General features: G+C 64.9%; 18 protein-coding genes and 1 tRNA gene. 4 read left to right on the top strand and 15 right to left on the bottom strand.

The features are described 5' to 3' along the window. Positions 1-106: 106 nt before the first annotated feature. The 5 genes from AB4Y94_RS10570 to AB4Y94_RS10550 form a co-directional block, all read right to left on the bottom strand. Complete coding sequence (locus AB4Y94_RS10570) at positions 107-1168, bottom strand: ABC transporter ATP-binding protein (protein ID WP_441727771.1); 1062 nt, start codon at positions 1166-1168, stop codon at positions 107-109. After that, positions 1165-2658, bottom strand: coding sequence for an ABC transporter permease (locus tag AB4Y94_RS10565; RefSeq protein ID WP_441727790.1), 1494 nt, complete (start codon positions 2656-2658; stop codon positions 1165-1167). Before AB4Y94_RS10565 ends, AB4Y94_RS10570 begins: the two co-directional genes overlap by 4 nt. Positions 2659-2764: 106 nt before the next feature. Further along, positions 2765-3805: an iron ABC transporter substrate-binding protein gene (locus tag AB4Y94_RS10560; protein ID WP_441727770.1), complete on the bottom strand. Its 1041-nt coding sequence runs from the start codon at positions 3803-3805 to the stop codon at positions 2765-2767. A gap of 309 nt (positions 3806-4114) precedes the next feature. Continuing rightward, positions 4115-4558, bottom strand: coding sequence for a phosphatase PAP2 family protein (locus tag AB4Y94_RS10555; protein ID WP_441727769.1), 444 nt, complete (start codon positions 4556-4558; stop codon positions 4115-4117). 220 nt (positions 4559-4778) lie between these two features. Then, positions 4779-5618: a COG4705 family protein gene (locus tag AB4Y94_RS10550; RefSeq protein WP_441727768.1), complete on the bottom strand. Its 840-nt coding sequence runs from the start codon at positions 5616-5618 to the stop codon at positions 4779-4781. A gap of 333 nt (positions 5619-5951) precedes the next feature. On the opposite strand from AB4Y94_RS10550, the gene AB4Y94_RS10545 reads away from it, so the two are divergent. Next, on the top strand, positions 5952-6623 hold the full coding sequence (locus AB4Y94_RS10545; protein ID WP_441727767.1) for a VTT domain-containing protein: 672 nt from the start codon (positions 5952-5954) through the stop codon (positions 6621-6623). A gap of 33 nt (positions 6624-6656) precedes the next feature. On the opposite strand, the gene AB4Y94_RS10540 is transcribed toward AB4Y94_RS10545, so the two are convergent. Both AB4Y94_RS10540 and AB4Y94_RS10535 read right to left on the bottom strand, forming a co-directional pair. Next, the gene (locus tag AB4Y94_RS10540; protein WP_441727766.1) at positions 6657-7646 is read right to left on the bottom strand and encodes an acyltransferase family protein; all 990 of its coding nucleotides are present in this window, start codon (positions 7644-7646) and stop codon (positions 6657-6659) included. A 110-nt stretch (positions 7647-7756) separates the two neighbouring features. Continuing rightward, entirely contained in the window at positions 7757-7882 is a 126-nt protein-coding gene (locus AB4Y94_RS10535) for a hypothetical protein (protein WP_441727765.1), read from the bottom strand. A gap of 220 nt (positions 7883-8102) precedes the next feature. On the opposite strand from AB4Y94_RS10535, the gene AB4Y94_RS10530 reads away from it, so the two are divergent. Then, a complete protein-coding gene (locus AB4Y94_RS10530) occupies positions 8103-10652 on the top strand; it encodes a CDP-glycerol glycerophosphotransferase family protein (RefSeq protein WP_441727764.1) in 2550 nt (849 codons plus the stop codon). Positions 10653-10705: 53 nt separating this feature from the next. On the opposite strand, the gene AB4Y94_RS10525 is transcribed toward AB4Y94_RS10530, so the two are convergent. Then, positions 10706-12241 (bottom strand): glycosyltransferase family 39 protein, encoded by a 1536-nt coding sequence (locus AB4Y94_RS10525; protein ID WP_441727763.1) that lies wholly within the window; start codon positions 12239-12241, stop codon positions 10706-10708. Positions 12242-12407: 166 nt separating this feature from the next. Here AB4Y94_RS10525 and AB4Y94_RS10520 point away from each other — a divergent pair, with 166 nt between their 5' ends. Beyond that, complete coding sequence (locus tag AB4Y94_RS10520) at positions 12408-13133, top strand: response regulator transcription factor (RefSeq protein ID WP_441727762.1); 726 nt, start codon at positions 12408-12410, stop codon at positions 13131-13133. 3 nt (positions 13134-13136) lie between these two features. Here the strand turns inward: AB4Y94_RS10520 and AB4Y94_RS10515 are convergent, their stop codons facing one another. From AB4Y94_RS10515 to AB4Y94_RS10500, 4 genes are read right to left on the bottom strand one after another with little or no spacing between them, the layout of a single operon-like run. After that, positions 13137-15788 carry an FtsX-like permease family protein gene (locus AB4Y94_RS10515; protein ID WP_441727789.1) on the bottom strand — a complete coding sequence of 884 codons (2652 nt, stop codon included), beginning with the start codon at positions 15786-15788 and terminating at the stop codon, positions 13137-13139. Between the two features lie 5 nt (positions 15789-15793). Further along, positions 15794-16495: an ABC transporter ATP-binding protein gene (locus AB4Y94_RS10510; protein WP_441727761.1), complete on the bottom strand. Its 702-nt coding sequence runs from the start codon at positions 16493-16495 to the stop codon at positions 15794-15796. After that, positions 16492-17169, bottom strand: coding sequence for an ABC transporter ATP-binding protein (locus AB4Y94_RS10505; RefSeq protein ID WP_441727760.1), 678 nt, complete (start codon positions 17167-17169; stop codon positions 16492-16494). Before AB4Y94_RS10505 ends, AB4Y94_RS10510 begins: the two co-directional genes overlap by 4 nt. Then, positions 17157-17774, bottom strand: a complete 618-nt coding sequence (locus AB4Y94_RS10500; RefSeq protein ID WP_441727759.1) for a hypothetical protein — start codon at positions 17772-17774, stop codon at positions 17157-17159. The genes AB4Y94_RS10505 and AB4Y94_RS10500 overlap by 13 nt, the downstream gene beginning before the upstream one ends. Before the next feature lie 127 nt (positions 17775-17901). On the opposite strand from AB4Y94_RS10500, the gene AB4Y94_RS10495 reads away from it, so the two are divergent. Beyond that, positions 17902-19212 (top strand): HAMP domain-containing sensor histidine kinase, encoded by a 1311-nt coding sequence (locus AB4Y94_RS10495; protein WP_441727758.1) that lies wholly within the window; start codon positions 17902-17904, stop codon positions 19210-19212. A 428-nt stretch (positions 19213-19640) separates the two neighbouring features. Here the strand turns inward: AB4Y94_RS10495 and AB4Y94_RS10490 are convergent. From AB4Y94_RS10490 to AB4Y94_RS10480, 3 genes are all read right to left on the bottom strand, one after another. Further along, positions 19641-19714: transfer RNA gene (locus AB4Y94_RS10490), tRNA-Ile, on the bottom strand. A 16-nt stretch (positions 19715-19730) separates the two neighbouring features. Continuing rightward, complete coding sequence (locus tag AB4Y94_RS10485) at positions 19731-20972, bottom strand: glycosyltransferase (RefSeq protein WP_441727788.1); 1242 nt, start codon at positions 20970-20972, stop codon at positions 19731-19733. Between the two features lie 225 nt (positions 20973-21197). Then, entirely contained in the window at positions 21198-22112 is a 915-nt protein-coding gene (locus AB4Y94_RS10480) for a DMT family transporter (protein ID WP_441727757.1), read from the bottom strand. Between the last annotated feature and the right edge of the window lie 27 nt (positions 22113-22139).

The following is a 22139-nucleotide window of genomic DNA, read 5'->3' as shown; positions in this document are numbered from 1 at the left end:
CGGTTTTGTGGTCCGGGCTGTTGGACGAGAAGCACTCGATCTGCGGACCCGAAGGCATCCTCCATAGAGCGCCATCGCCACCCAAGTCCTACCAGTGGATCGAGGCTTAGTACGAGACCCCGCTGCCGTGGATCACCACGGTCACTCGATCGCCTACGCGGTAGCTCGCTTCGGCGGCAGGAACGTTCAAAACCACCCGGTCGATCAACCCGATCGCCTCAACCTCCACCCTCATTCGAGTTCCGCGCAGCGAGAGTGAGCTGATCTTGCCGTTCGCCGCGCCGTCGTGACCAAGTGTGAGCTGGCTTGGACGTAGCAACACCCTGATCGCGCTGCCAGGGCCGGCCGTCTGGCCTGTGGCGTCCGCGCTCGATCCGACGTTCTGATGCCTCAGCGGAACACTGCCGAACGCCGTCTCGGCCCACGTTCCCTGCGCCTGCCCCGCGACGAACACCGCATCCCCGAGAAAAGTGGCGACCTCGGCGGTGCTCGGGTTGTCGAACACTGACAGTGGGGACCCATGCTGTTCGAGCCGCCCACCGGCCAGAATGCCAATCTGCTGACCGAACATCAACGCTTCATCCTGGTCGTGCGTGACGAGCACGGCTGTCGCATCGCTCGCCTCGAGCGCCGCAATCACGGCCATTCGGGACTGCTCCCGCAGCCCGGTGTCGAGCGCGCTGAAAGGTTCATCAAGCACGATCATTTTGGGCGCAGGGGCCAGCGCGCGCGCCACCGACACGCGCTGCTGCTGCCCTCCCGAAATCTCGTGCGGGTAGCGCCGGAGCAGGTCAACCGGCAAGGCGACAAGCTCGGCCAACTCTGCGATTCGCGCTGCCGAGTGTTCCCCGCGTGCCAGGCCGAAACGGATGTTCTGCTCCACGGTGAGATGCGGAAACAGTGCGCCATCCTGGGGCACGTAGCCGACCCCACGGCGGTGTGCGGGAAGAAAGGCGTGAGGACCTGACACGACGGTGTCGTCAAGCGTGATGGTTCCGTTGTCGGGGCGCGAGAATCCCGCGATCAGCCGCAACAGGGTGGTCTTGCCGCTGCCCGAGGCGCCGACGAGGGCGGTTCTCGTTCCGCTCGGAATCACGAGGGAAACGCCGGAGAGAACCGGGAGGCCGCCGAGGGCAATCGAGACATCCTGCAGGCGGAGAGTGGTCATTGGGTGGTTCGTTTCCGTGACTGGATGGACATGAGCGCCACTGTCGGAATCGATATGATCACGAGGAGTAGAGCATACGGCGCCGCGTCTGAGTAGGCGAGCGACGAGCTCGCCGACCAGAACTGCATGGCAAGCGTGCGGGTTCCGTTCGGCGCCAGCAACAGGGTTGCGGTGAGTTCGTTGGCGACGCCGAGCGCAACGAGCGCTGCGCCGCCCAGGATCGACGGAACGAGCAACGGCAGGGTAACCCGGGCGCGGGCAACCGTTGGTGAGTATCCGAGCGACTGCGCCACTTCCTCAAACAGGATCGGCGCCTGGCCGAGGCCGGCACGCAGCGAAACGAGCGCCCGGGGCAGGAAGATGATCAGATACGCCACCAACACCGTGAAAGCGGTCTGGTAGAGCGCCGGAACCAGGCGAATCGTGACGGTGACAAGGGCCAGGGCGATGATGATGCCGGGCAGGCTGCTCGCGAGATAGGTGGAGCCTTCGACCAGTTTGCTGGTTCGGCTCGGATGCCTGATGCTCAGCCAGGCCAGCGGTATCCCCACGAGGATGGTCAAGAGGGCTCCGCTAACGGCGAGAAGAACGGTCTGGGTGATCGCCTGCAGAATCTCGGGCTGGGCCCACGGTTCGCCGACGCTCAGCCAGCGCGCGATGCTGGCCATGGGGACGCCGACGGCAAGAAGGCCGACGCATGTCACTGCTGTGACAGTGGGGATCAATGCGTGACCGAGGCGGCGGCGTTCCGCCGGGCTCGAGGCGCCCGAACCGATTCGCGCGTAGCGCGCACGGCCCCGGGTTGTGGACTCCGCGGTGAGCACGAGCACGCAGAGCAGCGTGAGAACGATACCGAGGGCGCTGGCTGCAGGTCCGGCGAAGGTCGACTGGTACTGCACGATGATCGCGGTTGTGAAGGTGTCGAACCGGATCAGGGCGAAAGCGCCGTACTCGGCAAGCAGGTGCAGCGCGACGACGAGCCCGCCACCCCAGATCGCCAGACGCAACTGTGGAAGCACGACGCGGCCGAACATTCGCGGGGCGGTCAGCCCCAGTGACTGGGCTGCATCTTCGAGTGCCGGGTCAAGCCGGCGTAGCGTGGCGACAGCCGGCAGATAAACCAGGGGCGAGTAGGACAGCACGGCGATCAGCAGTCCGCCGCTGAGCCCACCGATCGAGGGGACGAGGCTCACCCAGGCGTAACTGCTCACGAACGCCGGGATCGCCAACGGGGCGGCGAACAGGATCGCCCAGACGCGTCGGCCCGGCAAATTGGTGCGTTCGACCAACCACGCCTCGCCGACACCGAGTGCGACGCAGAGCGGAACACCGATGACCACGAGCAGGACGGTGTTCGCGAGCAGCTCGCCGACCTTCGGGCGGAAGATCAGTGGGCCGAGCACATCCCACCCGGTCTGCAGCATCGTGACGACAACGAAACCGACAGGAACCAGTGTGACGACGGCGATCGCGACAGTCACGACAACCAGAAATGCGGAGGGGCGGGAGCCGGCGCCCACGCCCCTCCGCGCGCTCAGACTGGTCACCGAGGCGACCGATCCCGAGCCGAGTGAAGGATCATCGAGACGAGTCCATCTAGATGAGACCGGCCGTCGTCATCAGGGTGGTGACCTCAGCGCTGTTCAGCTTCGATGGGTCGATCGTCGGCGCTTCGAGGGTGTCGAGAGCCGGCAGGTCCGGGTGGGCCGCGACACCGCTGCCGACGGGGTACTCAAAGCTCGTGCCAGTCTGCAGGATGCTCTGGCCCGCTGTGCCGGTGATGAACTTCAGGAAAGCCTGTGCTGCGGCCGCATTCTTGCTGGTCTTGAGCACGCCACCGCCTGACACGCTGACGAATGCCCCCGGGTCCTCCTTTTTGAAATAGTAGAGCTTCGCGTTCGAGCTGTTCTCACCGGTTCCGGCCTGGTCGCCGAACCAGTAGTAGTGATAGATGACGCCGGCCGGCACTTCACCGGCGTTCACTGCCTTCATCACTGTGCTGTTGCCCTTGTACTCCGAGAAATTCGCCTTCATTCCGGCCAGCCAGGCTTCGGTGGCGGCCGTTCCCTTCTCTTCGAGAAGCGCGGAGACGATGGCCTGGAAGTCGGCGCCACTCGGTGAGGCGGCCCACTTGTCCTTCCACTCGGGCTTCTCCAGGTCGAGCAACGACGCGGGCAGATCGGCTTCCGGCAACAGGCTCGGGTTGTAGACCAGGACGGTGGAGCGCGCGGCGATCCCGGCCCAGGTTCCGGTCGTCGGCTTGTACGCGGCCGGCACCTGGGCGAGCGTGCCTGCGTCGACGGGAGCGAAGAGTTTCGCGTTGTCCACGAGCGACATGGCCGGGGAGTTCTCGGTCAAGAACACGTCGGCCGGCGACGCGGCGCCTTCCTGAATGATCTGGTTGCCGAGCTCAGAGTCTGAACCGTTGCGGAGGGTGACCGTGACGCCGCTCTCCTTTGAAAAGGCGTCAGCCCACGCCTGGGTCAACTCCTCGTGTTGCGCGTTGTACACGGTGATCGAGCCGCCGGCGAGTGAGTCGCCCGAAGCGGAAGGGGCCGTGGACGCTGCCGTGCAGCCGGTCAAGGCGAGTGTCGAGACGGCGACAGCGACGAGCGCGGGGCGAAGAAGGCGTTTCATGAGGTCCCTAGCAATTGGTGTGCGAAGGACAGCCTAACCTTACAAACGCGGACCGCTCACCACAGCTGGTCGCCCATCGTGGCCTACGGGTGGCGGTGCGCAGCCGTACGACGACCAAATCCAACCACACGTCTGCAGGGATTGGCCCGCCGGCTCAGGTCATTTCGACTGGCTGACATCCTCAGTCGCGATGGGGGAAGAGACCAAACCGGCGAAGATAGCGGATCTTTCCGAGCATCTTCAGACCGTATCTGTTCCAGATCCCAGCGAAGAAGCCCATCGCAGCGAGGGGCCCAAGCACTGCACCGACTATGTCACTCGGGTAGTGCACTCCGAGGTAAAGGCAGTCGCGCCGACCAGCAACACCGGGGCGATGCCGGCGAGAGTGCCGGTGACCCTCCATCGGGTACCCTGCGCGAGCACGCACGCTCCCACTGCGACCGCCACGGAAAAGCTGGTATGCCCGCTCGGAAAGCTGTCCGTGCCCGGCTCGGCGAGAAGCGGATGCGCCAATAGCGTGGAGTCGAGTCGCGGGCGTGCGACCAGAAGCTTGAATACTTCGGCAGAAAGCGAGCCGCTAGCAATGAGCAGGGTGACAGCGGCGGCGTTCACAGGGGCGTGGCGTACCAGGAGCAGCAACGAAAAGATGGCGGCGAGAATTATGACGTTGCCCAGCGGCGAGAAAACCGAGTCGACGATGAGCGCAAGTGCCGTGAATGCCGGGGTGTGGCCACGGCTCAGCTCTTCGTCCACGAGAGCCTCTGTCGAGGAGATCCGGTGAATACCGGTGACGACTTATCCGAGGGCCAGTACGACCACGGTCAGTGCCACTGACACGAGCACCCAGTGTCGCGCCTGCGGCAACACGCCCAGCCTGGCGCGGTCCGGCAACTCGGCAGGCCCAGGGCGCAAGGGCCTAAGAGGCAGCCCATGATCGCCCTCCCGAGTTCGACCGCGCCCAGCCGGCACCCGTTTACCGTTCGAGGGCAAGCTCGCTCTCCAATTCGTAGGCAATGTCCTCCTTGGACGCAGTGATCACCTTCCGGCGTTGGTCGATCGTGAGAAAGACGATAAGGCCAAGGATTGCTCCCAGGAATACGATGCTGGTGGTCACCGTTCCCAGCGCAAGGCCCCCGTCCCCAGCTGGCTGCGCGAGCAAGTCGCCCAGGGACGCCCCGAGCGGGCGGGTCAGGATGTAGGCAAACCAGAACGCGAACACCGCGTTCAGACGCGCCCCGAAGCGAAGCCCGGTGATGACGGCGATCGCGACGGCGAAGATGACGACCGAGGTGCCGTATCCGAGATTGAGTCCTTCGGAGATGAGGTCTCCGGCGGCGGTGCCAAGGGCAAACGTGAACAAGATCGCCAGCCAGTAGAAAGCTTCGCGTCTGGTGGTCTTGATGGAGTGGATCGACAGAGTTCGCTCGCTCGCGAACCAGGCAACGAAGGTTACGAGGAGCGCGATCGCGAAGATGACGGTCGTGGCTTCCAGCGGGACTCCGAAATTGTCAGTGAGATTGTCGGTGATGAGCGTGCCCACAACGCTGATCAGTACCACTGCCAGCCAATAGATTCCCGGCGTGTAGCGGTTCGATCGGAACTGGAACACCAATGCGATCACGAGAAGCGCGCCCATCACGTACGTGGTATTGGTGAGCCCCAGATTCAGATTTGTAGCAAGGAAGTCGGCGAACGTCTCCCCCACCGTCGTCGCGAGGACCTTGATGATCCAGAATGTCGCCGTTGGTTCAGGGACTTTGTTCCGGGCCATCGAAAGCTTGTTTCCGTCGTTCTCTAGCACACTGGCGGTCATGCGCATCCTTAAGGTTGATAGCGTGAAATGAGGGTGGATCAGAGGACCAACAGGGGTGAGCGTATGCGAGGTGAGCCGGGACGAAGCAGGAAACGGCGTGCACTCTGTGGAGAATATTCACAGAGAATCGCGACGCGATCCGTCGCCGAACAACCGGCTGTCCCCTCTCGTCGCGCAGTCCTGTGAGTGTTCTCTCAGCCGAGTGATCTTTCCGGCAGGATGCCTGCCAGCCGTGCCCCGTAGGCTCTTTGCCTGGCTGGCTGATGGGCTCTCTCCATGGATGCCTCGGGCCGCCAGGCACACACACGTTCTTAAACCACGTCAGGAGAACACGTGACGACACTCGCTGCCGCCGTCAGCACATCGGGTGGTCTGCTGGACCCATCGGCCCTGCTAACCGGCGCCGGACCATGGGTTCTTGCCCTGATCCTCGCCTTCATTTTCATCGAAACCGGCCTGCTGTTTCCGTTTCTTCCCGGCGATAGCCTGCTCTTCACAGCCGCGCTGTTAAGCGGTGCCCTCGCCTTGCCACTGCCCGTGCTCATCGTCACGGCGTCAATCGCGGCCGTGGCCGGCGACCAGGTCGGCTACCTGATCGGGAAACGATTCGGTCGGCGGCTGTTCAGACCCGACGCGCGAATTTTGAAGACAATCTACCTCGACCGGGCGGACTCGTTCTTCCAGAGATACGGCGCGCGCGCTCTGGTCCTGGCACGATTCGTGCCCATAGTCCGCACCTTTGTGCCACCAATCGTTGGCATGTCGCATCTGCCCTACCGGAAGTTCCTCCTCTGGAACGTCATCGGAGGGGTCAGTTGGGTCGTGGTCTGCGTGCTCGCGGGCTTCTGGTTGGGCCGGATCCCGGTCGTCGCCAACAACGTCGACCTCATCGCTCTGGTGATCGTCGTGGTGTCCCTCATTCCAGTCTGGATCGAAACGATCCGCGCACGCCGCAAACGCTCTGCGCCGGAACCACTCGACCAGCACGCCGGAGCGCGCGAATAACGGCCGACGCCTGAGCGATGAAGCTCGCACCGGTCAGCCGGATGGCTTCATGCCGGTCAACGGGCCACTGTGAGGAAAACGCAGTAGCAGCAGCCCCACCGACCAGGCGATTCCGATGGTGAGGAAAAAGACTGCGGCTTTCGACAACCCGAGCGTGTAGAAGACGGTGATCACCGCCGGGTGAACGAAGAGAACCGTCAGCGACGCCTGCGCGAGGGGCGTGACGACTCGCGCCATCCGCTCCATTCCGGCGCCGGACTCCCGTTGCCCAAGAGTGCCATCGCTGCGTGCGCTTCTGCCGAAAGGACCGCCGCCCAACACACCTTCGGCCAAGAGAATAAGACCGACGGAAATCGCGAGGGCGGTCAAAGCGCTGACAACCGGCGTACCCACGTCGAGCTGTTTCAGGTCGAGTGGCTGGGACCATCGCAGGCTGATCACCGCGAACGAAGCCAGAAGGAGTGCCGACCCCGTCACAGTCGGACGTGGGATTGCACTCCTGAAGCGTTGCAACGTGAATCCCGCAACGATGAAGACAATCCCCGGGAGGGAGAGACCCAGGCTCAACGGCAAAAACCGCACAGGGTGTCCCGGGATGTAGACGCCCGCCACGAACAGCGCCACCGCGACGGCCCACTGGGCAAGCAGGGGCAGCGGAGAAATCAGACGAAAGACGACTGCGGCGAAGAACAGCGCGGTGACGAACCAGATCGCCCAGAAGGGGCGACCGGTCGCGAATTGGCCGCCCCAGAGAATGTGCAGGAGTCTTTCGGGGCTGAAGTGCCCCCCGGAACTCTCAATACTGACCGCTACGGTCCCGAGGACTAGAAGCCACACTCCGTAGGGAACGAGGAGAGACCTGAATCGGTTCTTGACCTCGCGACCCAGTGACCGATTCTGCTTCCAGAGGTAGCCCGAGAGTACGAAAAAGATGGGCACGTGCCAGCTATAAAGGAAGGGGCGTCCCGCACCCGCGACCCAAACATGGCCGGCCACGATCGCCACCATGGCCAGCACACGCACGACATCGAGCGGCAGTGAGCGAGCACCGCGTGAGCCTTGAGCTGGGCGCGCCTCAACGTGCGAGGGCGGCGCACCGTTGGGTCCGCTGTCGCCGTGCCCGTCAACGCTGATTAATCTCCCTCCAGGTATTCCTCGAGGAGCCCCGATTCTTCGATTGCAGCGAGCACGTGAAAAATACCGGCCAGCGCGCCGACCACTAACACTCCGACAAGTGCCGCCACAATCCACGGGCTCATACGGCCTCCGACCTTTTCAGGCTTGACCATAGCGAGTGGAACTTGCATTCCAGGCCTCAGGTGAGCCGCAAATTCTGAGGGTTCGCAGAGCTTTGCGACCTTCTTCTGGAGCTCGTCGTCAGCTGCGGCAGCGCTGCGCATCAGAGAACAACGACTGAAGGTTTTGACAGGAACTCGCGGGGAGCGGCTCGCGGCGTGACGGCGTGGTTAGCCTGAGTTCGTGATCACGCCCGCACCGATCCCTGTGTCGACGCGCGCCCCCCGTCGGGTCTTCTCGCGGATCACTGCACTCGTCAACCGAGTGCAACGGGCGGTGAAATATGAGGTATACGCATTCTGGCGGCGCCGGCCGGTTGACCCCAAGGTCGTCTTCTATGAATCGTTCGGCGGCAACGGCATGCTGTGCAACCCGGAAGCGATCTTCCGTGCCCTTAAAGACGACCCAGAATTCGCCGGCCTACGACACGTGTGGGCGCTCACCAGCAAACAGGGCAACCCGGCCGCGATGAGCGAATTCGCTCGGGATTCGACCGTGCGGTTCGTACGCCCGGGCACGACCGGTTACTACCGGGCATTAGCAACGAGCGGTTATCTCATCAACAACGCGACGTTTCCGCCGGAGTTCGGGAAACGCACCGGGCAGGTGTACCTCAACACGTGGCACGGCACCCCCCTTAAGCGGATGGGATTCGACATCGGGGATCCTGCGTCGCGCGTGGGTAACGTCATCCGCAACTTTCTCAACGCCGATTTCCTGCTCGCCGCCAACCGATTCATGGTCGAGCAGATGTACGAAGAGGCGCATCGACTCCGCCAACTTTACCGCGGTCGCATCATCGAGGAGGGCTATCCACGCATCGACCGCCAATTTTTGTCGGAGTCGGAGAAGGATGCGACGCGTCAACGCCTCGGTGCGTCCGGCCTCGACATCGGTGACCGCAGGATCATTCTGTACGCGCCAACCTGGAAGGGCACCAATTTCAATCGCCCGGAAGACGACGCCAGGGAGCTGATCGAACGCGTCGTAGAGCTCAATTCGCTTATCGACACCGAGCGTTATGTGGTTCTGCTCAAGACTCATCAGGTCGTTCATGCCTTCGCTGCGCATCTTCCGCAGATCCGACGCTTCCTGGTTCCGAACGAAGTGCCCACAAATCTCGTGTTGGGGATCACCGACGTCCTGGTGACGGACTACTCGAGCATCTTCTTCGATTTCCTGGCTACCGGCAGGCCGATCGCGTTCCTGGTGCCCGACATCGGCGACTACTCCGGGTACCGCGGACTGTACCTGACGCCCGACGACTGGCCCGGCCCCGTCACCGAGACTGTGGCGGAGCTTGCCGGTGAGCTGCGGACGATCGATGAGAGCGGAATGAAACCCGACGTTCTCCGCCGGTACGAGAACGCCAGAGAACGCTTCGTCGCCCATGAAGACGGGAACGCGACCGCGCGGGTCATCGACATCGTCTTCCGCGGGAACATGGCCGGCTATCGAATTGCACCGGCCACGCGGGACGACCGGAAATCAGTGTTGATCAACGCCGGAGGCATGCGGCCGAACGGCATCACGACATCGCTGCTGAACCTCCTCGACGCAGTCGACTACACCGCGCTCGATGTGTCGGTGATCTTTCCGACGAGTTACAACCCCCTGGTTCTCGACAAACAGCGCCAGTTGAACCCCCGGGTACGACAGTTTTCGCGCACGGGAGGCATGAACGGATCCAAGGTCAACCGACTGCGGCGAAGCATCGCGTTCCGTCGCGGCGATCTGCGTGCACACCAGGCCAACGCAATGCAACGTCAATTGTGGGATGACGAATGGACCCGATGCTTCGGCGCCAGCCTCTTCGACTACGTGATCGACTTCAGCGGATACGGCCCCTTTGCCGCAACGCTCCTCCTCCACGCCCCCTGGGCTGAACGGTCGATCTGGCTGCACAATGATCTGGCGGCCGACGCCCACCGGGTCACCAGAGGACGTCGCCGACACCTGCGTGACCTCAACGCGATTTTCAGCCTGTACCGCGACTATGATCACCTCGTCTCAGTCTCCCCCTCACTCAACCAAATCAACGCCGCGAACCTCGGCCGGTATGCCGAGCGGAGCAAGTTCACCTCCGCCCCCAATCTGGTGAACGAGGAGCGCATCCTCTCCCAGGCGGCCCTGGACCTCGACGGCGTGGCGGGTGACCCGTCTACCGGCGCGGTACCGACCTGGGCGACCGACCTGGACCAAGAGTCGCCGGTCACCACGTTCGTGACGGTTGGACGGCTTTCGCCCGAGAAAAATCACGCCAGGCTGCTGCGTGCCTTCGCTCTTGTGCATGCCAGGGACAGCCAGACCCGGTTGTTGATTATTGGCTCTGGTCCGCTTCGGGAGCGGCTCGAAGCCCTCGTTGAGCAGTTGGGGCTCACCGACTCGGTCCGGCTGCTGGGACACCAGTCCAATCCGTACGCCGTCATGGCCCACTGCGATTGCTTCGTGCTCTCAAGCGACTATGAGGGCCAGCCCATGGTGCTGCTCGAAGCGCTGGTCCTGCAGCTGCCCGTCGTCACAGTCGCGTTCGGGTCAGTGCGCGACACCTTGCCAGAGGGCGCCGGCCTCGTAGTACCTCCCGAAGTCGAATCGCTCGCCGACGGAATGGCTGCCTTCCTGAGCGAGGGTGTGAGCGCTACCCGCTTCGACGCAACCTCCTACAACCAAAAGGGGGTCGCAGCGTTCGCTCGTGCGGTCGGTCTTGACGGCGGCACCCCCAGCATCCGCTGATCAGAGTGTCCACGGATGACCTGATGGTAGAGCGGATGTTGGGCGCCGGGCGGTCAGACTCGGCTCAGTTCGTAGACAACCGAACGGTGTAGATCATAAGAACGCTGCACCTGGAATCCCATCAGTTGCAGCTCGGCCATTCCATAAGTGTCCGCTGACTTCCCCGGGAATCTGTACTCGAGCAGCCAAAGCCGACCGACGCCCACAAAGCGCTGCGGGACTGAGGAGGGCCGGTACGTCGCATCCCACCACCAGGAGTTCCGCGAAAACGGCGTACGCAGGGTCAAATCCGTGACATCACTGAAAGCCTGCGGGTAGGTGTGCATGGCCAGGCGCAACCGCAGCGACGGCCGGGTCGACTCGTCGAAAACGATACCGTCGCCGGTCACGGCGTGACTGCGGACGACGTCGGCCACCTGCGCCCAGTCGCTTTCATTCTTCGCGAAGACCGTCCGCTGCTGCAGATAGCTCGGCACGGCGACGATGCTCAGCACGAGAAGCGCCGCGACGCCCCACCGCTTGGGCAATGCCGACAGGGCATACCCGAGCAGGACAGCCACAGCCGGCGCTGACATCGCCAGGTACCGATTTGTATAGACCGCTGAGACCAAGTTCACGGTGAGGAGCACCACCGGCGGCAGGAGCGCGACTGCGGCCGACACCACGACGATTCGGTGCGGCCACGCCTTCAGCCACCGAAACTGGTGGACGCGCAGATGGCCTGTCATGCGTGTCCCGACGCGCATAACCGTGAGCGCGAGTATCACCGCAATGGCAGTCCACGCGAGCGCGGCATACACCACGTTTCCGAACCACTGGCCGACAAAGACCGACTGCACTGTAGCCGCCGTCCGGCGACTCAGGAACGAGATCTGCTGGCGCTCCAGGTAGCCCGTGATGAGCACCGGCGCCGCCGCAACAAGTCCGACAGCCGCCGCAACCGCCCACTGGCGGACCAGCTTCCTCGATTCCGCCTGCATGAGCAGAATCAACAGGTGCGCAGCGCCAACCAGAACTGAGAATGCGAAGACGTAGACCGACACGGCCAACAGGGACGCGTACCCCCACCACGCGACCGCCCGGCGTTCACCCCGGTCGACCAAGCCGATCAGCAGATAGGTCAGCCAAATCGCGCAGGCCGCGCTGATCGCATAGGCGCGGGCTTCAATGCCATCAACGGTGAGGCGCGGAAGCAGGATAGCCACAATTCCGGCGTACACGGCCATTCGGTAGTCGGCAAGCCGATTGGTGAGGAAGACGACGCCCACTGCGGCGATGCCGATCGCGAGGGCGCTCGGCAACCGCACCGAGAACGGCGAGGCGCCGAATGCGCCGACCCAGAAGTGAAGGAACAGGTAATACGTCCCGTGCACCGCGTCGACATTGCCGAGCATGCTGAACAGCGTCGGCAGGGGTCGTTGGGCCGACATGATGCTCGCTGCTTCGTCACCCCAGAACGACGGAATCCAGGAGCCGAGTGCCGCGACGACCGCTGCGACGACCCCGATGGCCCCGGCGGTGATGCCAAGTCGGTGGATGGGCGGATGCGGGGACCGGGTCGACACGCCACGGACCACTTCAAGTACCATGTGCGACCCTTCTCACCGGCCGATGGCCCACAACAAATCTACGAGCGGAACCTCGCGGTTCCACCGGTCAACTGGGTGAACAACGCTGAGAGTTCTCGCAGGCGAATTGGTATCTCGAGGCAGCAATCCCGGGCTTGTGAATTAGCGCCGCAACTAGGCTGCAGCTATGCCGAACGTGCTCATCATCGAAGACGACGAGGTCATCGGCGCCACACTCGAGGCCGCACTGCGGGCCGGTGGCTACGGCGTCGAGCGATACCAGTCGGGGCTCGCCGGTCTCGCCGCGGTCGCGGCGTTCGAGCCGGAGCTCGTGTTGCTCGACCTGGGGCTACCCGACCTGGACGGGCTGACGGTGTGCCGAGAACTGCGCGTCCTACTGCCGTCGGCGGTGATCGTCCTCGTGACCGCCCGGCGGGAACAGCTTGACATTGTCTCGGGACTTGAGTCGGGCGCCGACGACTACCTGACCAAACCCTTCAGCACCGTCGAGCTACTCGCCCGCGTGCGCGCCCATATGCGCCGGTCCACAGGTGATACCCGCATGGAGGCCCCTGTGGACACACCATTGGTGATCGGCTCGCTCAGTTTCGACGCCGCTGCGCGGCGGGTGCTGGTCGGAGGGCGGGAAGTAACGCTGCGCGCCAAGGAATTCGACCTGCTGGCCCGGTTCGTGCGCGAGCCCGGGATCGCGATCCGTCGGGAAGACCTCATGTCCGATGTATGGGACGCGAATTGGTTTGGCTCCACCAAGACCCTCGACGTACATGTCGCTTCCCTGCGCCGCCAGTTGAAGGAGATCGCCGACGCGGCAGGACCCGCCGTTACGGGGGCCCTCCCGGAAATCGTGACGCTCCGCGGTTTCGGCTACCGCATGGATGCCGCCGGTCGCTGACGGTTACAGCTCGCGCAGGTACTCGACCGTCGGCCTCGACGTCGGCCGGGATGCCAGGAGCGCTGCCGTACCGATTGCCCCGATTGCGATGACCGCAACCGTGATGAGGTAGGGCCACGGGACGGCCAGGACTGCCGGCGGCGGGTCGAACACCCCGGTCAGGACCGACACCAGCATTTGGGAGAGCAGGCCGCCCACCAGGGTCCCGAAGACGACGCCGCCCACCGCGACGACGGCAGCCTCCACCAGCACCACGCTGCGCAGTTGCCGGCGGGAAGCGCCCAGCACGCCGGCGATCGCGAACGTGCGTCGCCGCTCGGCAAGGCCGAGCGCGAAGACCAGGCCTCCCGCCGCTGCCGCGAGAACCAGCGCGAATGCCAGTTCGACACTCGTGAGTCCGGCGAGGTCGACCGACGTCAAGCTCGAGCCGACGGCTGACCGCGCCGCACCGATGGCGGTAACGCCAGCCCTGGTTCCGAGGCTCTGTCGAAGTGACGCGGCCACCGTTTCCTGGTTCGTGCCTCTCGTGTTCACCAGGAAGGATCCGACTGAATTGTCGCCGGTGCGCTGAGCGACGTAGTCAGCGTTCGCGACGAAGAAGCTGTCCTTCGGCGCGGTGGGGAATTCGTTGGCGACGCCGACATAGTGGAACGGTACGGTGGTGAGCTGCTTGGTCTGGCTATTCTGCAGCCGAAGGTTCAGCAGGTCTCCCGTGTGCAGCTGGAAGTCGTTCACCGTTTCGGCACTGACCAGGATCGCGTCGGGCTGGGCGGCGAGCCGGCTCAGGAGATCGGCTGCCGTCCCGCCCTGGAAGTACGCATCCTGAAGGGTTGTGGCTTGGGCGATCGTCGTGGCGCGCACCCCGAAGAGGTCCTGCAAGTCGTTGCCGACGTAAGCGAAACGGTGCTGCAGCGGTTCGACGGATGCGACGCCGGCGGTTCGGGAGAGATCTGCGGCCGCGCCGGGGCCGACGGAAGATCCCGGCGGTTCCGTGACGACGACATCCGCCCCGTTGGTGAGTTGCGCATCGACCTCCGCTTGTTGCTGGTAAGTGGCGTTGAAAACGGACGTCGACGCCGCGAAGGCCAGGGCCAGAGCGAGCACGACCGTGGACCGCGCGAGCAGGCTGCGTTGTCTGGACATGGAGGACGCCGCGATCCCGGAGAGGTTCCCGGTGATCGGTCCCGCCAACACGGCGACCGCGCGGCGACCGCGACCAAGCATGAGGTCGATGAGTCGCCAGATCAGCAGACCGGCCCCGATCCAGAACAGCCCGGGCCCCAAGAACGCCCAATAATTCACCTGGATTGCGGCGACCCCTTCTGGTGCCAACACGAGAGAGTAGCCCGCCTGCGTGGTGATTGCGAGCACAACGGCGGCCGCGGCCAAGAGGATGACATCGAGCCAGGCGCGCATCCACCACGGCCGCCGTGTCCCGACGGCCTGGGAACGGGCCTGGCTGACGATCAGCATCCGGAAATCACGCACCGCCGGGATCAGGACAGCTGTCACCGCGATCACGAGCCCCGCAGCGAAGGCCCCGAGCGGCCACAGGATGGCGCTCAGCACCGAACCGCCGAAGCCGGCCGAGCCGAACGCCACAAGGCCGACCAGTGCGGCGATTCCAAGGCCGATCGTGCCGCCAACGATGCCGGCGAAGAGGGCCTCGACGCTCGCCAGGCGGCCGACCTGGCCCGCGCTCGCGCCACGGGTACGCAGCAACGCCTGCTCGCGTCTTCGACGCTCAGCCCCCGCGTTCGCGACAGCGACGGTCAGGATGCCGCAGAGCACCGCGCCGGGTAGCCCCAGGAACAGAAACAGGACGCTTGCGTAGCTCGAATCGCCGCGCGCAGCGTCGAGCGCCGCACCGAGGTTGTCGCCGATCTGGCCGGCCCCGGCCAATTTCGCCTCGAGGTTATGCGCTGCTGCCGTCTCCGCCACAAATGAAGCCGCAGGGTCGCTCGGAAGATCGTGCGACCGGGCAGCGTGTATCTGCGTGGTCAGCAGGTCGGGGCGCGCCGAAGCCAGCGCAGAACCGATAATCCTGAATTGTGCCGCCGGCACCAGGATCACGTTGTCCGGTGGGGCGGTGGGCTGTGACTGTGCGCGCGCTCCAACGGTTTGGAAGAGTGAGTTTGCTTGTGGAAGGTCGATGACCCCGCCGATGACCAGATCTACTGGGGCGGCGCCGGCAAGGGCCACGCTCACGCTGTCGCCCGGGGCGACATGCAAGTTGGCGGCCGTCTGCTGCGCGATCAGCACCCCATCCCGTGAACCGGCGAGGAAGCGGACCTCGCCGGGGAAGGCCGCGGCGTACCCGGCCGGAATTCCGAGCACGACGCCGGGGCCCGTGGTCTGGGTGGAGTTGCCGGTGAACGCGCTCAGCCCGCTGGTCTGCGCAAACTCCACCCGAAGCGCCTTCGTCACGCCCGACGCCGCAGCGACCTGTGCGGCAAGTGCCGCCGGATCGGTCCCCCCGGCCGCCAGCACCTGCCAGTCGACGGCCACACCGGATGCGGCGCGAACAGTCATGCTCGACTGGGCGGCACCCAGGAATGATCCGAGGCTCGCGAGCAGCGCGACGGCGATGGCGACCCCCGCGGTCGTGGCGATAAGGACGCCGGCGCGACGGGTCAGTAGCCCCTGCAGCCACATCCAGGTCACGAGCTTCTCCGGCCAGTGCTTGCGGCGAGGCTCTCACCGCTGGTTGTGAGCTTTCCGTCGTGCATGCTCCAGCGAACGGCAAGCCGGGTCGCGATGTTCGCGTCATGGGTGCTGATCACCAGGGCGGCATTGAGGTGATCGGCGGCCCTGATCAAGACATCGATCACGCTGAGACCCGATTCGTGGTCCAGCTGGCCGGTGGGCTCGTCGGCCAGGATCAGGGCCGGGGTGGTGGCGATCACCCGGGCGACCGCGACGCGCTGGGATTGCCCACCGGAGAGTTCGTCGGGAAGCTTGCCAGCCGTCCAGCCGAGGTCGAGTTGCGACAGCGCCTCGAGCGCGCGAACCTTCGCGTTGTAGTCGCTGACGCCATCGAGAACCAGCGGCAGTGCGACGTTCTCGACCACGTCGAGCGAGGGGATGAGGCTGGGGCCTTGGAAGATGACGCCCACGGCGCCTGGTCTTCCGCCGGGAGGCCCACCCAGCGCCGGCCAGGTCAGCCGTCCGGTGCTCACCCGTTCAAGACCCGCCATCATGTGGAGGAGGGTCGACTTGCCCGAGCCTGAGGGGCCGGTCAGGGCGATCCGCGCCCCGGCCTCCACAACGCAACTCACCCCGTGCACGGCCACGACAGCGAGCTGACCGTCTCCATAGGTGTGGCCGACCTGCTCGCACCGGACGACCTCGCTCCCCGTCATGACGCAACCCGCCCGTCGCTCAAGGCGATGACACGATCCGCGCGGGCGACGACATCATCGCTGTGGGAGACCACGAGCACGGCGCAACCCCGGGCGGCGTGACTTCGGAGCAGATCGAGCAGTCGGCGCTCGGTGGCACCGTCGAGTTCACCGGTTGGCTCGTCCGCCAGCAGAACGGCCGGGTTGTTCGCGAGGGCGACCGCGAGGCCGGCTCGCGCTGCTTCGCCGCCCGAGAGTTGCGAGGGCCGTGAAGCAGCGCGATGGCCAAGCCCGACTTGGTCGAGGACGCTTTCAGGGAGCGGGGTATCACCAGAAGCGATCCTCTGGGCCAGCCTGACGTTCTGCTCAACGCTCAGATGCCCGATCAGGTTGGCGGACTGGAACAGCATGCCAATGTGCCGTGCTCGCAGCGCCGCCCGTTCGCCTTCCGACCGATGGCTCATCCGGGTTCCCGACACAAAGACGGACCCGCCGTCCGGCTCGTCGAGACCGGCCAGGCACGCCAGCAGCGTGGACTTCCCCGAACCGGACGGCCCCGTCACGGCAAGGATCTCTCCCGACTCGACAGTCAGGGAGACCCCGCGCAGGGCCAGGGTCTCGTCCTCCCCGGAGCGGAAGAATCGGTAGAGGTCTTTCGCCTCGAGGGCCGGTCGGCCGGAGGTCACGACAGCCATGTGAATGACTTCGTCACGATGATCCAAGGGTCGACGTTGTCCGAACCCTGTGGAGCCGAGAGGGTGAGTGCTACCTGCCGTCCGTTTTTCCAGAACAGGTACCGTTCAACGTCTTCCCGCACAACCGTGCCGGTCACGGCGTTGCCGGCGGAGTCGTCGCGGTAGGTCACGAGGATGCCGTCCCCTCCGGGGCGCTGGAAGGTCGTGACGTCACGGAGTTCGAACTTCGCCTTCGACCCCTGGAGGGCGGCAACCTCGGTCTTCCGCACCGAATCGACCGTCGGCGCGGCGGGGGCGGCGGACTCGACGGCTGTGATGGAGTTGAGCTTGTCGGTGAAGGATGTCGACGAGGCGGTCGAGGTGCGGGCCCACCCTTCCGGAACCTGGAAGGTGTACGCGCCGGACGGTGCCGTGAATCCGACAAAGGCCTGGTTATCGGGGATGTCTCCGGCGGGATTGACCTCGGTCGCCTGCGGCGAAGACCCGGACTGCACGGTCGACTGGTTGGGCGAACCGCACCCGGAGAGTCCGACCGCCAGGCCGAGTGCGACGACGGTGACGACCCCAGCGGATCGGATTCTGGCGGTTGTACGATTACTCAGCATGAGCCCCTCCTGCAACGACGTGTGACTGAACGACGGATGACTGCCTGTCACGCTACGGAGGCTCCGGCCAGCGGGCTCACCAGGACCGGTAAACGGACGGCAAAATCCAGCTGGAAAGTGAGAGGCGATGACCCGGCGAATCATGGCGGTCGCGGTCATCAGTTCGGCCATTGCGTTGGTGCTGTTCCTCCTTCCGCTGGCCATCGCGGTGTTCAACCTGTTCCTCGCCGACGCGCAGGCAACTCTGGAGCGGGATGCCCTCCACGCGGCGATCGTCGTCGATCCGAGCTTCTCCGCGTCCGATCGCACCGAGTTGCCGAAGTCCCCACCGGGTGACCAGTTGGGCCTCTACGACGCCTCCGGGGGCCTCATCGTCGGGACCGGCCCACATACCGCGGACGCAGCAGTCCGCCGGGCACTAGCGGGACAATCCACCCGCACGAACACCGGCGGGTTGCTCGTCGCCGTCGTCCCAATCAGCGCGTCGGAGTCAGTGACCGGTGCGGTGCGGGCGGCGACGCCTCTCTCGGGAGTTTGGCAACGGACCCTCGGTGTCTGGCTCATTCTCGCGCTTGCGGCGGCGGCAGCCCTAGCCGTTGGCATTATCGCCGCCGGTTCGCTTGCGCGGCGCATCACGCGGCGTGTGGAGCAACTCACGCTAGCCTCGCAGACTCTCGGCGATGGCGATTTTGATGTGCGCACTACGCCGTCGGGACTCCCGGAGATCGACCGCGCGGGGGCCGCCCTGAACATGACGGCGGAGCGGCTAGGCGACTTGGTCATGCGGGAGCGGCATCTCGCAGCGAACGCTTCGCACCAGTTGCGGACCCCGTTGACTGGTTTGCGCCTGCTGCTGGAGAGTGGGCTCTCCGACCCGAAGGCCGATCACCGGGGCATCCTCGGCCAGGCTATCGAACGCGCCGACCAGCTCGACGCCACAATTGACGCGTTGATCTCGCTGGCCCGTGGTGGCTCGTCGGGGTCGCCGGTGAATCCGGTCTCCGAGCTCGAGGCAGTTGAACGGCGGTGGCGTGGCGTGCTGGAGTCGGCCGGTCGACCACTACGACTCGAGGCTCGGGATGACCTGCCGCATCCTGTGATCGCCGAAGTCGCCCTCCGGCAGATCCTGGACGCGGTCCTCGAGAACGCCGTACGGCACGGATCGGGTCAGGTGACGCTTCGGGCGCGTGAGTCGCACGGGGCGGTCGCCTTCGATGTCACGGACGAGGGTAACGGGATCCCGCTCGGAGCGGACATCTTCGGTCAAGGCGTTTCGTTTAGCGGAGGAAGCGGGCTCGGGCTCGCGCTGGCCAGGCAGCTCGCTGAAGACCAAGGAGCCCGGCTACTGCTCTCCGCCCGGGTTCCCCGGACCCAGTTCACTTTACTCGTGCCGGTCGAAGGTGCCGGAGCCGCGTTCAGCCTCGCAAGGCCGTTGTAAGCAGGACGGCAACCAGGCTGGAGGCCGCACCGCTCGCAGCCCCGCTTGCAGCCCCCGGTTGTCAATCAATACCGGCATGGGCGCGAGACAGATCGTGCTTTCATTGTTCGACGATAATGCGTCAAAACGGCATGCCGTCGCTCCGAGCGGTCGACACAGCTTGCCCCATAGAGCGTTTAGGCATGAGATTCGCGTACTCGGGTTTCGGGGCCTCCGGGACATCGGCTTCTACGTCCTACCCGAGTTTGTGGCAGCACCGCCGGCAACTCACTTGCCAACACCATTTTCGGAATGTCCTGGTTCCTCGAGTTCAATCGACCACGCCCCAAGGCTCCCGAGGTGAATCGAGCCGGGTAGTGCGCCTTGTTCGCGAATACGCGCGAGAGATGCAATTCGACGGGGTAAATGCTTGATCACCCTCAATTCAGTAGGGCGGACGGGACTTGAACCCGTGACCGACGGATTATGAGTCCGCTGCTCTAACCAGCTGAGCTACCACCCCGCAGCCGCCCGCCCGGCTATTCGGCCGAGTGGGCGGAGGCTTCGTCGGTGACCGGCTCGATCACCGGGTCGACCACCGGTTCCCCACGATACAGGCTCTCGAACGTGTTGAGCGTGCGGTTGATGTCGTGGGCGCCGATCAGTCTCAGCGACTCTCGTTTCAGCGCGTCAAGGTCGTCCGGGGCCGCGGTGAGCACCTGGGCCAGTTTGTCCGCGAGGTCCTGGGCACTGCCCGGCTCGAACAGGAAACCATTGCGACCGTCGTGCACCAGGTGCGGCAGCGCCATGGCGTCGGCGGCGACGATGGGGAGCGCTGACGCCATGGCCTCCATGGTGGCGATGCTCTGCAGCTCGGCGATCGACGGCATGGCGAAGACGGTGGCCCGCGAGTAGGCCTCGCGCAGTTCGGCATCCGTTACATAGCCGGTGAACGTGACCCGATCACGGATGCCGAGGGTGTCGGCGAGGTGCTCGAGGTTGCGTTTCTGGTCACCACCGCCGACGATGTCGACCTGGGCCTTGAGGTCGGACGCAAGCAGTGCCACGGCGTGCAGCAGCACATCGATCTGCTTCTCACCGGTGATCCGGCCGACGAACAGGATGCGATTCTCAGTGCGCGGCTCGAAATTCGGCGAGTAATTCTCCGCGTCGATGCCGCACGAGATCGCGTGCACCCCGGTGACCCCGGTGTACTTCTCCAGGAACTCCGCCGCGCGCTGGGTCGGCGTAGTGACGGCCTCGACCCGGGAGTAGGTGTGGCGGGCGTCTTTCCACGCGGCCTGGATCACCCGGTCTTGCGCCCACTTGGGCAGGAGGGAGAATTCAGCGAGGTTCTCCGGCATGAAGTGGTTGGTGGCAATGGTGCGGATGCCGCGTTTCTCGGCCTCGTAGGCGACGGCGCGGCCGACGTTGAGGTGCGACTGGATGTGCACGACGTCGGGTTTGACTGTGTCGAGGATGCGGCGGGAGTCGCGGCGCAGCGTCCAGGGCAGGGCGAAGCGGAGCCAGTCATGCGGGTACCAGCGCCAGCTGTAGAGACGGTGGGCGGTGATGGTGTGGCCGTCGTAGACCTCGGTCCAGGTGCCGTGCTTGCGGGACGACGCCGGCGCCATCACGTGCACGTCGTGGCCACGACCGGCCAGGCCCGAAGCCAGGCGCTCGGCAAACCGGGCCGCGCCATTGACGTCGGGAGTGAACGTGTCGGCGGCGATCAGCACCCGGATCGGCTTCTTTGCCGCCGGTGGTGTCACCGCGTCCACCGCGGTTTCAGCTGCCGGGTCCGGGCGTGCGTCACCGGGCGAATGATTCAGTTCTGACAAGAGGCGAAGTCCCTACGTTGGTGAGCCGAGAATCATCGTCCGGCGAAAGTCGTGGTCCTGCGGCCGAAGCCGGCGGAAAGTTCCTTGCACCCCAGTCTAAACCGACCGCGCGTGAGAGGAGCCAGCCACGCCCAGCGCGCACACATCGGAGCGTGCGTGCGCTGGTCAGTTTTCGGACTGCGGGTGGTACTTGGCGAGCAGGAAAACGCCCCAGATGGCAATGAGTCCGGCCACCACGAAGACGATTGATGCCCAGAGCGGCGCCTGTGAGGCCTCACCAAGCACCACGATTCCAATGCCAACGGCGACCAGCGGATCGACCACGGTGAGACCGGCGATGACCAGGTCGGGCGGCCCCGAGGCGTAGGCATTCTGTACGAAGTAGGCGCCGACCCCGGCGGCGAGCAGCAGCCCCAGCACACAGGTGAGCGTCAGCCACTCGAAATTACCGTGCTGCACCCGGTTGATGATGACCTTCGCCAGGGTGGCGACAAAACCGTAGACCACGCCGGCGCCGATGATATAAAAGATCGCCTTGAACCGGTTGCGCAGGAAGAAGAACGCAAATCCGAATGCCACCAGCACGATCCCGAGCATAATCAGGATCGTCACCAGGTTCGCATCCGTGACGGCCTTGTCAACGGCCGTGAACGCGGCAACCGTGACGAACAAGCCGACGCCGCCGATGCACAGGGCGATGGCGACCAGGGATGCCCGCGTCGGGCTGACCTTGCTCACCCGCGCGTTCAGGATGGTCGTCATCACGAGCGCGATCGCGCCGAGCGGCTGCACCACGATCAGCGGGGCGAAGTTCAGGCTGGTCAGCTGCAGCACGATCGCCAGCCCCAGCATGACGGTGCCGAAGACCCAGGATGGCCGGGCGAGCAGCAGGCGGAGCTGGCGTGTGTTCAAACCACCGGTGATCTCGACCGTGTTGGCCTCGACCTTGTTGACCCCCCGATGCTGGAACTGGGCGCCGAGCGACAGGAATACCGCGCCGATGAGCGCGAGGGGAATGCCGATGGCCTGCCTGGGATCGATCGTGATCTCCGCGGCGAGATCAGTCAAGTCGGGGGTCACGCAACGACCCTATCCAGAACCTGCCCG

Source organism: Glaciibacter sp. 2TAF33, assembly GCF_052114945.1.
In the GTDB taxonomy this organism is placed as follows: Bacteria; Actinomycetota; Actinomycetes; order Actinomycetales; family Microbacteriaceae; genus Cryobacterium.
The sequence above is the reverse complement of the archived record's forward strand: the minus strand, read 5'-3'. Positions and strand labels throughout refer to the sequence as shown.